At 77.8% G+C, this 14,738-nt stretch carries 17 protein-coding genes; 7 read left to right on the top strand and 10 right to left on the bottom strand.

The genetic code is table 11. From position 1 onward, the window contains the following. Window positions 1-123: 123 nt before the first annotated feature. A complete protein-coding gene (locus tag ACRYMN_RS19515) occupies window positions 124-966 on the bottom strand; it encodes an alpha/beta fold hydrolase (RefSeq protein ID WP_432498780.1) in 843 nt (280 codons plus the stop codon). 137 nt (window positions 967-1,103) lie between these two features. Between ACRYMN_RS19515 and ACRYMN_RS19510 the strand changes: the two genes are divergently transcribed. From ACRYMN_RS19510 to ACRYMN_RS19500, 3 genes are all read left to right on the top strand, one after another. After that, window positions 1,104-1,685: a TetR/AcrR family transcriptional regulator gene (locus tag ACRYMN_RS19510; protein WP_432498777.1), complete on the top strand. Its 582-nt coding sequence runs from the start codon at window positions 1,104-1,106 to the stop codon at window positions 1,683-1,685. A gap of 142 nt (window positions 1,686-1,827) precedes the next feature. Continuing rightward, a complete protein-coding gene (locus tag ACRYMN_RS19505) occupies window positions 1,828-3,087 on the top strand; it encodes a glycoside hydrolase family 15 (RefSeq protein ID WP_432498774.1) in 1,260 nt (419 codons plus the stop codon). A 263-nt stretch (window positions 3,088-3,350) separates the two neighbouring features. Next, window positions 3,351-3,554, top strand: a complete 204-nt coding sequence (locus tag ACRYMN_RS19500; protein ID WP_166613239.1) for a cold-shock protein — start codon at window positions 3,351-3,353, stop codon at window positions 3,552-3,554. Window positions 3,555-3,641: 87 nt separating this feature from the next. Here ACRYMN_RS19500 and ACRYMN_RS19495 read toward each other — a convergent pair whose 3' ends face one another. The 8 genes from ACRYMN_RS19495 to ACRYMN_RS19460 all read right to left on the bottom strand — a co-directional run bounded on the left by ACRYMN_RS19495 (window position 3,642) and on the right by ACRYMN_RS19460 (window position 9,845). Next, entirely contained in the window at window positions 3,642-4,412 is a 771-nt protein-coding gene (locus ACRYMN_RS19495) for an ABC transporter permease (protein WP_432498771.1), read from the bottom strand. Beyond that, window positions 4,409-5,998 (bottom strand): transporter, encoded by a 1,590-nt coding sequence (locus tag ACRYMN_RS19490; RefSeq protein WP_432498768.1) that lies wholly within the window; start codon window positions 5,996-5,998, stop codon window positions 4,409-4,411. Before ACRYMN_RS19490 ends, ACRYMN_RS19495 begins: the two co-directional genes overlap by 4 nt. After that, window positions 5,998-6,810, bottom strand: coding sequence for an ABC transporter ATP-binding protein (locus ACRYMN_RS19485; protein ID WP_432498765.1), 813 nt, complete (start codon window positions 6,808-6,810; stop codon window positions 5,998-6,000). Before ACRYMN_RS19485 ends, ACRYMN_RS19490 begins: the two co-directional genes overlap by 1 nt. 230 nt (window positions 6,811-7,040) lie before the next feature. Continuing rightward, complete coding sequence (locus ACRYMN_RS19480) at window positions 7,041-7,265, bottom strand: DUF4287 domain-containing protein (protein ID WP_432498763.1); 225 nt, start codon at window positions 7,263-7,265, stop codon at window positions 7,041-7,043. 127 nt (window positions 7,266-7,392) lie between these two features. After that, window positions 7,393-7,848 carry a hypothetical protein gene (locus ACRYMN_RS19475; RefSeq protein WP_432498760.1) on the bottom strand — a complete coding sequence of 152 codons (456 nt, stop codon included), beginning with the start codon at window positions 7,846-7,848 and terminating at the stop codon, window positions 7,393-7,395. Between the two features lie 51 nt (window positions 7,849-7,899). After that, window positions 7,900-8,319 (bottom strand): VOC family protein, encoded by a 420-nt coding sequence (locus tag ACRYMN_RS19470; RefSeq protein WP_432498758.1) that lies wholly within the window; start codon window positions 8,317-8,319, stop codon window positions 7,900-7,902. A 112-nt stretch (window positions 8,320-8,431) separates the two neighbouring features. After that, window positions 8,432-8,785 (bottom strand): VOC family protein, encoded by a 354-nt coding sequence (locus ACRYMN_RS19465; protein ID WP_432498756.1) that lies wholly within the window; start codon window positions 8,783-8,785, stop codon window positions 8,432-8,434. Between the two features lie 91 nt (window positions 8,786-8,876). Then, window positions 8,877-9,845 carry an AraC family transcriptional regulator gene (locus ACRYMN_RS19460; RefSeq protein ID WP_432498754.1) on the bottom strand — a complete coding sequence of 323 codons (969 nt, stop codon included), beginning with the start codon at window positions 9,843-9,845 and terminating at the stop codon, window positions 8,877-8,879. 107 nt (window positions 9,846-9,952) lie between these two features. On the opposite strand from ACRYMN_RS19460, the gene ACRYMN_RS19455 reads away from it, so the two are divergent. Both ACRYMN_RS19455 and ACRYMN_RS19450 read left to right on the top strand, forming a co-directional pair. Then, on the top strand, window positions 9,953-10,810 hold the full coding sequence (locus tag ACRYMN_RS19455; protein ID WP_432498751.1) for an NmrA family NAD(P)-binding protein: 858 nt from the start codon (window positions 9,953-9,955) through the stop codon (window positions 10,808-10,810). Continuing rightward, window positions 10,798-11,220 (top strand): anthrone oxygenase family protein, encoded by a 423-nt coding sequence (locus ACRYMN_RS19450; RefSeq protein WP_432498748.1) that lies wholly within the window; start codon window positions 10,798-10,800, stop codon window positions 11,218-11,220. Before ACRYMN_RS19455 ends, ACRYMN_RS19450 begins: the two co-directional genes overlap by 13 nt. Window positions 11,221-11,256: 36 nt before the next feature. Here the strand turns inward: ACRYMN_RS19450 and ACRYMN_RS19445 are convergent, their stop codons facing one another. After that, window positions 11,257-12,021, bottom strand: a complete 765-nt coding sequence (locus ACRYMN_RS19445) for a phosphotransferase family protein (protein ID WP_432498745.1) — start codon at window positions 12,019-12,021, stop codon at window positions 11,257-11,259. A gap of 269 nt (window positions 12,022-12,290) precedes the next feature. Between ACRYMN_RS19445 and ACRYMN_RS19440 the strand changes: the two genes are divergently transcribed. Both ACRYMN_RS19440 and ACRYMN_RS19435 read left to right on the top strand, forming a co-directional pair. Next, on the top strand, window positions 12,291-13,886 hold the full coding sequence (locus tag ACRYMN_RS19440; RefSeq protein WP_432498743.1) for a diguanylate cyclase domain-containing protein: 1,596 nt from the start codon (window positions 12,291-12,293) through the stop codon (window positions 13,884-13,886). A 58-nt stretch (window positions 13,887-13,944) separates the two neighbouring features. Next, window positions 13,945-14,145, top strand: a complete 201-nt coding sequence (locus tag ACRYMN_RS19435; RefSeq protein WP_432498741.1) for a hypothetical protein — start codon at window positions 13,945-13,947, stop codon at window positions 14,143-14,145. Window positions 14,146-14,738: the final 593 nt, after the last annotated feature.

Genomic DNA, 14,738 nt, shown 5'->3' with positions numbered 1-14,738 from the left:
AAGGCGGGGCGGCGGTCGCAGAAGGGCGCGGCGGCGACCGCCGCCGCGGGCCGGCACGCCGGCCCGGCCGCGCACGACGGCGCGGGGGCGGCGCCGCCCGGGAGGACGGCGCCGCCGGTCGCGTCAGGCCGCGGGGCGGCCGAGGAAGTCGAGCAGGGCGCGGGTGACCTCGTCCGCGTGGGTGGCCAGCAGGCCGTGCGGGGCGCCGTCGACCTCGACGTAGGTGGCCGAGGGCAGCGCCTCGTGGAAGGGGCGGCCGGTGGACTCGATCGGCAGCACGTGGTCGGCGGTGCCGTGCAGGATCAGCGCAGGCACGTCGATCTTCGGGATGTCGGCGCGGAAGTCGGTGATCCAGGTGGGCACCGCGGCCCAGGCCGCCACCTCGCCCGACTGCTGCGCCACGCGCTTGCTCTCGTCGAGCTGCTCCTGGGTCAGGCGGGTGCCCAGCGTGTCGGAGAGGTTGTAGAAGTTGTCGAAGAAGGAGTCGAACCAGGCGGTACGGTCCTCCTTGACGGTGGCGATGGAGCCGTCGATGAAGGCCTGGTCGACCGCGCCGGTGGGGTTGTCGTCGGTGCGCAGCAGGAAGGGCTCCAGGCTGGCCAGGAAGGCCACCTTGGCCACGCGCGCCGAGCCGTAGCGGCTGAGGTAGCGCGCCACCTCGCCGGTGCCCATGGAGAAGCCCACGAGGACCGCGTCGCGCAGGTCCAGCTGCTCCAGCAACGCGTTGAGGTCCGCGGCGAAGGTGTCGTAGTCGTAGCCGCTCTCGACCTTCGATGAGCGCCCGAAGCCGCGGCGGTCGTAGGTGACGACGCGGTACCCGGCCTCGAGCAGCGCGGCGCTCTGGGCGGACCAGGAGTCGCCGTCGAGGGGGTAGCCGTGGATGAGGACGACGGGCTGCCCGCTGCCGCGGTCGTCGTAGTGCAGCTCGAGGGTCTCGCCGGAGTGGGTGACGGTGAGGGTGGCCATGCTCGTCTCCTCGGTGCTGGGGTCGCGCGGCGTGGTCGACGCCGCCGGCCGCGACGCTAGAGAACGACCGTTCTCACTGTCAAGGGGTGGGGGGCCCGACGTGAGAACGAGCGCTCTCGCGGGCGTACGCTGGAGCGGTGGCAGTGCGGGACGAGGTCGGCGAGGTCGGCGCGGCGGCCGCGGAGCGCGTCCTGGACGCGGCCGCGCGGCTCTTCGCCGAGCGCGGCTACCAGGCGGTCTCCATGGACGAGCTGCGGGCCGCCTCCGGCGTCGCGCTCAAGCGCATCTACCAGCTCTACCCCTCCAAGACCGCCCTCATCGAGGCCGTCCTGCACGCCCGGCACGAGGAGTGGACGCGCGGGGTGAGCGCGGCGGTGGGCTCGGCCGGCACCCCGCGGGACCGGCTGCTCGCCGTCTACGACTTCCTCGAGGACTGGTTCGGCACCGACGGCTACCGCGGCTGCGCGTTCATCAACGCCTTCGGCGAGCTGGGCGCCGTCTCGCCGCACCTGGCGCAGCTGGCCCGCGAGCACAAGGAGTCCTTCCAGCGCTACCTCGCCGAGGTCGCCGCGGAGGCCGGCGCACCCCCCGCCCTGGCCCCGCAGCTGGCCCTCCTCGCCGAGGGCGCCCAGACCACCGCCGCGATCGCCGGCAGCCCCGAGGCGGCCCGGCACGCGCGCGAGGCCGCCCGCGTCCTCATCGGCGCCGCGCTGCCCTGAGGCCGCCGCACCGCCCCGCGCTCCCGCTCGCTCCCCGCCGGCCGCGGACCCGGGCGAACCGCTGACCGCCGCCCCGGGCAGCGGTTACGGTCGCCGGACCCCCGCCGCACCCCGGCGGTCGACGGCGAGCAGGAGGTGGCCCGTGGCGCGGCGCGGCGCGGCGGTCCTGGCGGTGGTGGCGGGCCTGGTGGCGGGCCTGACCCTCACCGCGCTGCCCGAGCGCTCCGAGGCGGTGCCCGCCCCGGTGCTGCTCAACGACGCCTCCTGGCGCGGCGCGGGCGGCGCACCGGCGCCCGACCCCGCGCAGGACGCGGCCTGGCTGGCGGCCGGCGAGGTGCCCGGGGCCGGCGGGCCGCACGAGGCGCTGGTGCGCCGGGCGCTGCTGGACCTGCGCGCGCTGACCGGCGCGAACGGCGCCGTCGCCGCCGGGCCCGCCGACCGGTGGGCCTACGCCTGGCCGCGCGACTCCGCCTTCGCCGCCGTGGCGCTGTCGGCCACCGGCCACCGCGAGGAGGCGCTGCGCGTGCTGGGCTTCCTGGCGCGGGTGCAGCACGCCGACGGCGGCTTCGAGGCGCGCTACCTGCTCGACGGCAGCGGCACCCCCGACGGGCGCGGGCGGCAGGCCGACGGCGCCGGCTGGGCGCTGTGGGCGCTGGGGAGGGTGCTGGCCGACGCGCCCTCCCCGGCGCGGGCGCGCGCCGAGCTGGAGCCGCTGCGCGGGCTGCTGGAGGGCGCCACGCGCTTCGCGCTGGCGGCCACCGCCGACGGCACCGCGCTGCCCGCGCCGTCCTCGGACTACTGGGAGCGCCGCGAGGCGGAGCTGACCCTGGGCACGGTGGCGCCGCTGGTGGCGGGCCTGCGCGCCTCGGCCGGGCTGCACCCGCTGCTGGGCGAGCGCACCCGCGCGCGCCGGCTGCGCGCGGCCGCGGGCTCCCTGGAGGCGCTGCTGCACGAGCGCTTCGCCCCGGGCGGTTACGAGCGCTACGCCGTGCCGGGCGTGGAGACCGGCGGGGTGGACGCGGCGGTGACGTTCCTGCTGCCGCCCTTCGCGCCGGAGGTGCCGGCCGCGCCGGTGCTGGCGGCCTTCGACGCGTACCAGGTGCGGGCGCTGCGCCCCGCCGGCGGGCTGGCCCCGGGCGCGGGCTGGAAGGCCGACGGCGTCTCGTGGACGCCGGAGGTGGCGCTGGTGGCGCTGGCGGCGGCCTCCTCCGGGCGCGAGCAGCAGGCCCGGCGCTGGCTGGGCTGGCTGGCGCGGCACCGGGCGCCGTGGGGCAGCCTGCCGGAGAAGGTGACCGCCGACGGCTCCCCCGGCGGGCCCGCCCCGCTGGGCTGGACCGCGGCCTGCGTGGTGCTGGCGGTGGCGGCCCTCGACGCGGCGCACCCCCTCGACGACCCCGCGTGATCACAGTGCGGTCGCGATGCAGTCACGCTCGGTCACCCGGGCGGGGGGCGGCGCGATCGAGGTCTTGCGCACGGTCACGGGTGTCGTGTTAGCTTCCGAACGGCTGCAGCTAGCGCAGCTCCTCGATCGTTCTGAACGCCCGCGGAGTTCGTTGCGGGCGTCGCGCGGCCCCGGCCCCGGCCGGGACCGGCGTGGCGTTCCCACTCAGCCCGGGGCCCGCACGAGCGCGGGTCCCGCACCGACTGGAACGTGTTGGAGTAGGAATGGCCCAGGGCACCGTCAAGTGGTTCAACGCTGAGAAGGGTTACGGCTTCATCGAGCAGGACGGCGGCGGTCCCGACGTCTTCGTCCACTACTCGGCGATCACCGGCAACGGCTACCGCTCGCTGGAGGAGAACCAGCGCGTGGAGTTCGAGGTCACCCAGGGCCAGAAGGGCCCGCAGGCCGACCAGGTCCGCGCTCTCTGAGCAACCTCGCCTGACCCCGGAGGGCCCCGTCCACCGCTGGACGGGGCCCTTCGTCGTCCCCCGGGGCCCTCCGTCGCCGGCGGGGGCTCAGCGCGCGGGCCGGGTGCGCACCCGCGCCCCCAGCAGCCGCGTGACGAGCACCGCCGCGACGGTCTCGGCGGCCACGAGCCCGACGAGGACGAGCAGCTGCACGCGGGCCGCCTGCAGCGGCGTGGCCCCGCCCAGCAGCAGCCCGACGAAGGCGCCGGGCAGGGTGACCAGGCCGACGTTGCGGGTCTGGTCCAGCGCCGGGGCCAGGGCGCGCGCGGCGGCGGTGCGCCCGAGGTCGGCCACCGCCCGCGCCGGGGTGGCGCCCAGGGCGAGCCAGCCCTCCACGAGGTCCCAGCGCTCGGCGGCGTCGTCGAGCAGGCGCCGGCCGGCCAGGGTGGTGGCGCCCATCGCGCCCCCGACGAGCTGGGCGGTGAAGGGCACCACCTGCAGCGCCTGCGCCGGCAGGGCCCCAGTGGCCACGACGACAGCGATGGCCGGGGCGGTGCCTGCGGCGATCGCCGCAGCCGTCAGCGGCCAGGTGCGCAGCGCGCCCAGCCGCCGGGCGGAGGTCCACGACGCCACCGCCAGGGCCAGCGCCAGGTACAGCGGCGCCAGGGCGGGGGTGCGCAGCACCGCGCCGAGCACCAGGCCCACGGCCAGCACCTGCACGACCGCGCGCGCGGTGGCCACGACGACCTCGCGGCCCTGGCGCAGGCCCCCCAGGCGCCCGGCGCCCACCGCGAGGGCGGCCAGCAGCACCACGGCCAGCGCCAGGGCGGTGCTCGAACCGCCGGGCACGCCCCCGGGCACACCGCCGGGACCGCTCACGAGCGGCTGACCACCGCCAGCACCTCGGGGGCGCGGCGGTCGAGCAGGGCGCCGCCGCGGGTGACGCCCAGCCACGTCCACAGCCCGCCGAGGGCGAGGCCGACGACGAGGCCGGCCGCGCCCGCCCACGGCGTCCACGTCAGCGCCAGCACCAGCGCGACCAGCGCCGGCAGCGCCAGGACGGTGGTGGCGGCGGTGGTGGCGAGCTGCACGAGCACGGTGGCCGTGGCGGCACCGCGCGGGGTGGAGAAGGGGTTGCCGCCGGGGGCGGCGACCGGGTACGGCACCAGGGCGCTGGCCACGCTGGAGACGCCGTAGCCGGCGCCGAGCAGCGCCGCGCAGGCGCCGAGCACCGCCGGCAGCAGGTCGGCACGCCCGGGCACCAGGGCGCCGGCGACGGCGAGGACGAGCACCACGGGCACCTGCCAGGCGGCCGCGGCCAGCACGCGCCCGGCGCGGTCGTCGCGCCCGCGCACGCCCGCGGCCACGTGCAGGGCGAACGCGGAGTGGTCGTAGGCCACGTCGTCGTGCAGCGACCAGCCGGTGACGAACGCGACGAGCGGACCGGTGGCGAGCAGCCAGCGCCCGCTGCCGTCGCCGGCGGACAGCGGCAGCACCACCAGCAGCAGCGGCACCACCGCCAGGGAGCCGGCGGAGACGAGGTAGCGCGGGTCGCGGCGCCAGTAGGTCAGGCAGCGGCGGGCCACGGCCCCGGCGGGCGTGGCCGGCAGCCGCTCCAGCAGCCCCCCGCCGCGCACCGCCGCGCTGCGGGCGGGCCCGCCGCCGGTGGCCGGCCCGGTGCCCGAGCGGCCCAGGGCCAGCGCCCAGGCGCCCAGCACGGCGGCCAGCACGGCCGCGGCCAGCACCAGGCGCAGCAGCGCGGTGCCCCAGCGCCCGGCGGCGGCGTCCGCGCCGGCGGCCCAGGCGAAGCCCGGCGGCGTCCAGCCGGCCACGGCGGCGGCGTCGCGCCCGAGCCCGGCCAGGTCCCCGGCGCCGCCCTCGACGCGCTGGGCGACGAGGTTGATGCCCGGGCCCAGCAGCACGACGAGCAGGCCGACGACGAGGACGACGACGTCGCGGGCGCGGCGCGCGCGCAGCAGCGCGGCGGCCGCGGTGGTGCTGGCGCGGGAGGCGGCCACGGCGGTCAGCGCCCCGAGCAGCGCGCCGGCCACGGCGATCGCGGCGGCGGGCAGCGAGCGCGCCAGCGCCGCGGCGGCGGCCAGCGACAGCAGCAGCGTGACCAGGCCGGGCAGGCCCACGAACCCGGCCAGCAGCAGTCCGGGCACGAGCTGGCGGCGCGGCACCGCGGAGGTGGCGAAGCGCGCCGGGTCCAGCGTCTCGTCCACGCCGAAGGCGACCAGCGGCAGCAGCGCCCAGCCCAGCACCGCCAGCGTCCCGGCGCCGACGACCACGGCCCCGGCCACGTCGGCGCCGGTGAAGCGCAGCGCGACCAGCCCGGCACCCACGACGGTGACGACCGAGACGGCGTAGAGCAGGCCCAGCACCAGGGCCACGACCTGCCACGGGCTGCGCCGCAGGCCGTTGCGCAGCAGGGTCAGCTTCAGGCGCACCAGGGTGGCGATCATCAGCGCAGCCAGTCCAGGGAGCCGGTCAGGTCGCGCCCGCCGCCGACGAGGTCGACGAAGCGCTCCTCCAGCGTGCCGGCCCCGCGCACGCTGGCCAGGTCGCCGGCGGCCAGCACGCGCCCGGCGGAGATGACGGCGACGTGGTCGCACATCCGCTCCACCAGGTCCATGACGTGGCTGGAGAGCACCACGGTGCCGCCGCCGGCGACGTAGGAGGTCAGCAGCGAGCGGATGGTGGCGCCGCTGACGGGGTCGACGGCCTCGAAGGGCTCGTCGAGCACGAGCAGGCGCGGGGCGTGCACGAGCGCGCACGCCAGCGCCGCCTTCTTCGTCATGCCGGCGGAGTAGTCCACGACGAGGGTGCCGGCGGCGTCGGCCAGGCCCAGGGCGTCGAGCAGCTCGGGCACGCGCTGCTCGACGACCTCGCGCGGCACCCCGCGCAGCAGGCCGGCGTAGCGCACGAGCTCGGTGCCGGTGAGGCGGTCGAACAGCCGCACCCCGTCGGGCAGCACGCCCAGCAGGCGCTTGCCGGCGATCGGGTCGGCCCACAGGTCGGCGCCGAGGACGAACGCGCGCCCGGCGTCGGGGCGCAGCAGCCCGGTGGCCATGGACAGGGTGGTGGTCTTGCCCGCGCCGTTGGGGCCCACGACGCCGAAGAACGAGCCGGCCGGCACGTCGAGGTCGAGGGCGTCGACGGCGAGGGTGTCGCCGAACCGCTTCGTCAGCCCGCGCAGGGCGAGGGCCGGCGCGGGGCCGGGCGGCTGGGGCTGGTCCACGGTTCTCCCCCTGGGGTCGGTCTCGGGTGGGGGCATCGTGGCAGCCGGCGCGCACCCGGCGGGTCCGCCGCGGGTCGCGGCCCGGGTCCGCCGCAGGTCCCCCCGCGCGGGTGCGGGCGTCAGCCCTGCGCGGCGGCGGTGACGCGCTGCAGCTCGGCGACGCGGTGCGCGCAGGGGTGGCCGAGCACCCGGCCGACGCACGGGGCGTCGGCGGCGCTGACGCCGGGGGGGGACCGGCGGCGGTGGGCTGCCCGGGCGCGGGCGGGTCAGGCGCGCTCGTCCTCGGCGCGGGTGGCGGCCACCAGCGCGTTGGCGTGCCCGTGGCCCATGCCGTGCTCGCTCTTGAGCCAGGCGACCTGCTCCGTGTGCCGGGCGTCGGGGTGGTGGGCGCGGTGCTCGCGCAGCAGCCGCTGCCAGTGCGCGACGGGGTGCCCGTACTTCGCCTCGATCGCGGGGAAGTAGGACGCGGGTCCCTTGGTGATCTCGGGCACGGTGCTCTCCTGTCGTCGGTGCCGGTGTCGTCGGTCTCGGTGTCGTCAGTGGTGTGGACCGCCCGGAGCCCGGGGACTCGTCGCTCCCGGCGGCGCCACGGGGACGCCGCCGCACGAGCCCGGCGCGTCAGTCGAGCACCCAGCTCGCCAGCGCCCTGCCGAGGGGCGAGAGCTGGACCGCCACCACCGCCACCGAGACGCTCAGGACGAGCGCGAGGACGAGCACTCGCCCGCGCCGGGCCCGCCGGCGCGCCGAGAGGAGCGCGAACACGCTCAGCACCGCCGAGGGCAGCAGCAGCAGGAGCGCCCCCAGGGACCACGCGCCCACGTCGTGCAGCCACGCAGGCCCGCCCACCGCCGGCCACAGGCCCTTCGGGTCGTGCGCGCCGGAGGCGACCTGCGCCAGCGGCACGGCGTCCAGGTCGTTGGCGTAGTAGGGCCACAGCACCCCGGCTCCGTAGGCGCCGGCCAGGGCCAGCACGACCAGCAGCCACGCGGCGGTCACCAGCGGGCCCGTCTCGAGCGCCCACCCGTCCACGGCGCCGCGCGGGCCCGCCGGGTCGGTGTCGATCCGCCGCTCCACGCGAGCACTGTGGAGCGCGGGCGCGGGCACCGTCAACGCCGCCGGCTCCGCTCAGGCGTGGGCGGGGGCGGAGACGTTGACCATCCAGTCGACGCCGAAGCGGTCGGTCAGGGCGCCGTACTGGTCGCCCCACACCTGCGCCTCCAGCGGCGTGGTGACCTTCCCGCCCTCGGCCAGGCCCGTGAAGAACCCGCGCAGCAGCTCGAGGTCGTCGCCGAAGAGGCACAGGGCGAGGTTGCCGCCGGTGGCCGAGGACATCCCGGGCATCGCGTCGGAGACCATGAGCGTGAAACCGGACGGGGTGTCGAGCTGGCCGTGCATGACGCCGTCGGGGTCGACGCCCTCGCCGCCCGCGCCGAACTCGGCGAACGTGGAGATGCCCACCTGCCCGCCGAGCACCGAGCGGTAGAACTCCAGCGCCTCGCGGGCGGTGCCGGGGAGGGAGACGTAGGGGCTGAGGCTGGCGACCACGGGGACCTCCTGGGGACCGGGCCGGGTGGCCCTCGCCGCCCGGCGGGTCCGGGCCGACACCCTTCCGACCCGCCGCGGCCGCCGAACTCATCGGCGACGCGGCGCCGCCCGCTCACGGCGCGAAGACGCAGAACTCGTTGCCCTCCGGGTCGGCCAGCACGTCCCAGGCCCGGTCCTCGCCGCGGCGGCGCACCAGGACGGCCCCCAACGCGAGGAGGGCGTCGACGTCGCCCACGACGTCGTGGTGCATGCGGTTCTTGACCACCTTCTCCTCGGGCACGGGCACCACCCACAGCAGCGGTCCCGCACCGGTGGTGTCGACGATCGGCACCGGGTCGGACGCCGGGCGGGGACCGCCGGGCCCGACGTGGCGGCGGTACCCCATGGCCCGGCACCACCAGTCGGCCAGGGCCTGGTGGTCGCGGGCGTCGAGGCACAGGTCCTTGAACCGGGCGGGAGCGCTCACCCGCGCATCACAGCGCACGGATCGCCCCGACCGCCACCGCTCGCACCGGCGCGCTGCGGGAGCGTCCGCCCGTGGCGCTCCCGCCCGTGCGTCAGGGCCCCGGGGAACCCGCCGGACCCGCCGGTTCCTCCTCCCGCCCGGCGCGGTACCGGCTGGGGCTGGTGCCGCGCTCGCGCTTGAACGCGGCGCTGAGCGCGAAGGGGCTGCCGTAGCCGACGCGGCGGGCCACCGCCGCGACGGTGGCGCCGGGCTCGCGCAGCAGGTCGGCGGCCAGGTCCAGGCGCCAGGAGGTCAGGTACGCCATGGGCGGCTCGCCGACCAGGTCGGTGAAGCGCCGGGCCAGGGTGGCTCGGCTCGTGCCGACCTCGGCGGCCAGCGCGGCCACGCTCCAGGAGCGCTGCGGCGCCGACTGCAGCAGCCGCAGGGCGGGACCGACGACGGGGTCGCCGGCGGCGGCGTACCAGCCGGGCGCGCGGACGTCCGGCCGCGCCAGCCAGGTGCGCAGCACCGCGACCAGGAGCAGGTCCAGCAGGCGGTCCAGCACGGCGTCCTGGCCGGGTTCCTCGCGCTCGACCTCGCGCGAGAGCCAGTCGACGAGGGCGTCGGTGCTGGGGCCCGCGCGCACCACGACGGTGCGCGGCAGGGCGCTGAGCAGGCGCCGGCTGATCTCACCGGGCCGCCGGTAGGTGCCGGTGAGCAGCCGGGTGGCCCCCTCGCGGGAGCCTCCCCACGTGCGGGTGCCCTGCCACGTCAGCGGCACCTGCACGCCGTCGGGGGTGGTGCAGCGCTGGCCGGGGTGGATCACCGCCTGCACGGGAGTGGTGGGCGCATCCGCGACGAGGTACGGCTGCGGTCCCTGCACCACGGCGACGTCGCCGGCGCGCAGGTGGTGCGCGCCACCGCCGTCGGGCACCAGGCACGCGCCGCCGCGCACGAGCGCCACGACGCTCAGGGGCGCCTCGTCCTGCACGCGCAGCGCCCAGGGCGGGTCGAACTCGCAGCGCAGCACGAAGGCGCCCCGCGCCCGCGGGTCCTGGAGCAGACCGGCCAAGGGGTCCACGAGGAGCGAGCGTACGACCCGCACCCCCTTCCCGGTGAGACTGCGGCGCATGCTCCTGCGGGTCACGACCATGTCGGTGCGCTCGCTGCGGCGCTTGGCTGGGAGCCGTGAACGACACCTCCCCAGACCCCCGACCCGTCCTCGTCCTCGGCGGCACCGGCACCAGCGGGCGCCGGGTGGCCCGCCGGATCGCCGCCGCCGGCTGCCCCGTGCGCATCGGCTCGCGCCGGGCCGGACCGGCCTTCGACTGGTCCGAGCCGGCCACCTGGGGCCCGGTCCTCGACGGCACCCGCGCCGCCTACCTCGCCTTCGCCCCCGACCTGGCCGTGCCCGGCGCCCCGGGAGCGGTCGCGGCCCTGGCCGGCCTGGCCCGCGAGCGCGGCCTGGAGCGGCTGGTGCTGCTCTCCGGGCGCGGGGAGGAGCAGGCGCAGCGCGCCGAGGAGGCGGTGCGCGCCGCGGGCGCACCGGTACCGGTGACCGTGGTGCGCGCGAGCTTCTTCATGCAGGACTTCGACGAGAAGTTCCTCGTGGAGGACGTGCGCGCCGGGCTGGTGCGCCTGCCGGTGGACGAGCTGGTGCGCGAGCCGTTCGTCGACGTGGAGGACGTCGCCGACGTCGCCGCCGCCGCGCTGCTCGACGAGCGGCACGCCGGCGCCACCTACGAGGTGACCGGGCCGCAGCTGCTGTCCTTCCCCGAGGCGCTGGAACGCATCTCCACCGCCACGGGCCGCGCGGTCCGCTACGAACGGGTGCCCGCGCAGCAGCACGCCGAGGAACTGGCCGCGCAGGGGGTTCCCGCCGAGGTCGTCTCGCTGCTGCGGTACCTGTTCACCGAGGTGCTCGACGGGCGCGGGCAGCACCTCGGCGACGGGGTGCGGCGAGCCCTGGGGCGGCCGGCGCGCCCCTTCGAGGAGTACGCGCGGCGCGCGGCGGCCGGCGGGGCGTGGGACCGGTGCGCGTCCTGACCCTGCTCGCCGGCACGGGCTGCCTGCTGGTGGGCGGCGTGTTCTTCGCGTTCTCCGGGTTCGTCCTGCCGGCCCTGGCGCGCCTGCCCGGGGAGCGCGGCGCCGAGGCCATGCGCTCGGTGAACGCGCTCGCCGTGCGGGCGCCCCTGCTGGTGGCGCTGTTCGCGACGGCGGCGGCGTGCGCGGCGCTCGGCGTCCTGGCGGTGCGGCAGGCGCAGCCCCTGGCCGTGGCCGGGTGCGGGGCGTACCTGCTCGGGGTTCTCGCCGTGACGGCCCTGGTGCACGTGCCGCTGAACGAGCGCCTCGCCGCCGCAGGGGTCCCGTTCGAGCGGTACGTGGCCCGCTGGGGGCGGTGGAACCACGTGCGCACGTGCGCGTCCGTCTGCGCCGGGGTGCTGGTGCTGGTCTGAGGCGGCGCGGCTCCGGCCCCGGCAGCCCGCGCGGCGTCACAGCCGGGCCCGGAGCACGTCGACCTCGCAGCCCGGCGCCGACGGGTCGAAACCGTGCTGGAGGAGCCAGCGCACGGCCGTCAGGCTCCGCCAGGACCACCACCCGCGGAGCACGTCCAGGTCCACGTCCAGGTCGGCGTCGCCGCCGTACCCGGCCAGGACGTCGCCGAGGCGCTCCTCGTGGCCCAGCGTCAGGACGGCGAGGTCGAACAGGGCGTCGCCCGGGCCCGCCTCGGACCAGTCGAGCACCCCGGTCACCTCGTCGTCCTCGACGAGCACGTGGCCGGTCTGCAGGTCGCCGTGGGCGAACACCGGCGCCCACGGCCGCAGCACGGCGCGCGCCACCTCGCGGTTGCGGGTGACCAGCTCGGCGGGCAGCACGCCGTTCGCCAGGAGCCAGCCGCACTCGCGGTCCAGGCGCTCGGCGACCTCGTCCAGGCGCCGGCCGGGCCACGGCGGCAGCGGCGCCCCGTGCAGCCGCCGCACCGCCGCGCCCGCCGCGGCCCACGCCGCCGGCGAGGCGCTCGAAGCCTCGCCCAGCCGGCCCAGCGGTTCGCCGGGCACCGCGGCCAGCGCCAGCACCGGCGGGGTGCGCCACAGGACGCGCGCGGTGGGCACCGGCGCCAGGGCCATGGCCCGGACCTCGACGTCGGTGCGCGCCCGGTCCGCGTCCACCTTGAGGAACACGTCCCCGACGCGCAGGGTCGCGCGCTCGTCGTGGGCGACGACGACCTCGACGCGCCCTGTCCCCTCCCCCTCCACGCCACCGATCGTCCCGCTCGCGAGCACCGGCGTCACGGGGTTTCCCGGCGTCCCCCGCCCGCGGACGGACGCACCGGCCCGGCCGGGGGTCCGGCGTGGACGGGCGGTCGTCCGTGGGCGCTGCGGCGTGCGGGTGGTCCGGGTGCCTGAACCCTCAAGCGCCTCGGAGCGGCAGACGAAGCGCAGGTGTCGGTGCAGGATGCGTTCCGGCGCGGCCGTACCGGTCAGGCAGGAGTGATCGAGCACAGCGCGCGTGGTGAGGAGGGGTGATGAGCGGCGGACGCGAAGACGCGGTGCCGGTGCGCGGTGTGTGGACCCGGACGGCTGCGCTGCTGCGCCCGTCGGGTCTCAGGCTCGAGCGCCCGAAGGCCACCGTGGAGGGCATGCGCTGGCTCTACCTCGTCTCCGCCGTGGCCGCGCTGCTGCTGACCCTGCCCGCGCCGCTGACGATGCCCACGCCCGGGGGGGCCGGGTGGACGCTGCTGGGCGCCGGGCTGCTGATCGCCTCCTGGACCACCGGGTACGTCCTGCGCCGCTGCTCGCTGTGGCTCGACCTCGTCGACGCGGTCGGCCTGGTGTGCGTGGCCGTGGCCTGCCCCCAGCCGGCGGTCGTGCTGTGCTTCACCTTCCCCGGCCTGTGGTTCCGCGGGCTCTACGGCTCCATGCTCCAGGCCCTGGTGCGTTGCGCCGTCTACGGCGCGGGCATGGTCGCCAGCGTGCCGCTGTGGTCCCTGGTGGCCGGGCAGGGCACCTCGACGTCCCCGGCCCCGGTGGTGGGCGCCCTGCCGATCATGTTCATCGTCGTCATCACCGGTCGGCTGCTGGCGGCGTGCCTGTTCTCCCGCGAGGAGGCGGCCGGGCGCGACGCAGCACTGGCCTCCGTGGGCGAGTCGCTGCTCTCGCTGACCGATCCCCAGCGCATCCTGGAGCAGGCCGGCGCCACCAGCAGGCGGATCTGCGAGGCCACCCCGGGGCTGCGCATGCTGGTGCTGCTGCCGGGACCGGACGGCTCGCTGACCACAGCGGGTTCCGCGGGCTCCTTCGCGCGCCTGCCCGACGCGCTGCCCCGCGAGGTCGTGACGGCCACCGCGGGGCAGGACGGCGCCGTCGTCGGCACCGGCCTCCTGGACGAGCTGGTGGGGCGGCGCTGCGCCTGGCTGGCCCTGCCGCTGGCCGGGCAGCCCGAGGGCAGCTGGATGGTGCTGGGAGCGCCCGGGCGCGTGCCGCAGGAGGCCGTGCTGGCCGTGCGCTCCTTGATGAACCAGGTCGCCCTGGCGATGCGCAACAGCGCCGTGCACCACGCCCTGACGCGCCAGGCCAGCACCGACGGGCTGACGGGCCTGCTGAACCGCACCGCCTTCCGCGACGCGGTCGAGCAGGCCCTGGCGGAGACCCGCGGCGAGGCCCGCGGCGCGGTCTCGCTGCTCTTCGTCGACCTGGACGACTTCAAGCCCGTCAACGACGAGCTCGGTCACGCCGCCGGGGACGCGCTGCTCGTGGAGGTCGCCGCGCGCCTGCGCCACCTGGCGCCGGTGGGCAGCACGTGCGCGCGCCTGGGCGGCGACGAGTTCGCCGTCCTGGTCCACGGCCTGGACCGCGAGGACAGCGCGCGGCTGGCCGAGGACCTGGTGCGCTCGCTGCGCCGGCCGGTGCAGCTGGAGGGCACCGCCGTGCGCATCGGGGCCAGCGTGGGCGTCGCCGCCACCGGTGGCGCCGACGGCACCCCCGTGCCGTTCAGCGGCGCGCACCTGGTGCGCGCGGCCGACGCGGCGATGTACGAGGCGAAGAACACCGGCAAGAACGCGGTGGCCACCGCCTGGCGGCGGGGCGCCCCGGCTGCCGGTGCCGCGCTGGGCGGGTGGTGACGCGACCGCACGCCCCGGCGGCCGGGCGGGCTGCCGGCTGCGGGCTCCACCGCACCGGGTGGACGAGGACGGGGAGCGTTCAGCTCGACGACGCGGCGGGGGCGCCCCGGCACCGCCGTCCGCCACCGCCTCCGGGCAGAGCTCGGCCCAGCCGATGCTGCTGCCCACACCGTCGTGCTCGGCGTCGTCGAATACCACGCGCAGCAGCGTCTCCTCGCCCGCGGCGCTGGTGTCGCCGTGCCAGCCGTACCTGCCCTGACCCGGCCAGCCCCCACCGCCGCCAAGCTGGACGCCGTCCTGCCACACCGGGCGCGGCTCCCGGTCGGGCTCGACGACGACGTCGGAGGCGGCGAGGACGTCGGCCACCTCCTGCTGCGGCGCCTGCAGCCGGATGGCGGTCTGCAGGTGCCAGACGGCGTCGACGTCCGTGCCGAAGCGGCAGGTGCTCTCCACGACCTGGGTGATGCCCGCCTCGGTGAGCGGGTCGAGGAAGTGCTCGCTCAGCTGCTCCTCGGCGTCCTCCACGGCGCCGCCGCAGCCGGCGAGGCTCACCACGACCAGCACCGCGGTCGCGGCTCCCGCCCGTGCACGTCGCACCTGGTGCTCCTCGTCCCGCTCGTCCGGCCCCGGGACGGCAGTCTGCCCGTGCCCACCCGGGGGTGTGGGCACTTCCCCGCAGGACGCGGGGAACGGCGCCGGCGGCCCGGGCGGGTGGCGGCCGCCTACGCGCGCGAGGGGTCGAGGGCGATGCCGTCGATCGCGGCGTCGGCGATGCGGTTCAGCGTCGCGGCGTCGACGCCCGCCCTGGTGAGGGCCTCCAGCCCGCGGTGCGTGGTGACGACCAGGCCACCG

The organism is Kineococcus gypseus, assembly GCF_050871305.1.
Lineage (GTDB): Bacteria > Actinomycetota > Actinomycetes > Actinomycetales > Kineococcaceae > Kineococcus > Kineococcus gypseus.
This window is presented reverse-complemented; position numbering and strand designations above follow the sequence as displayed.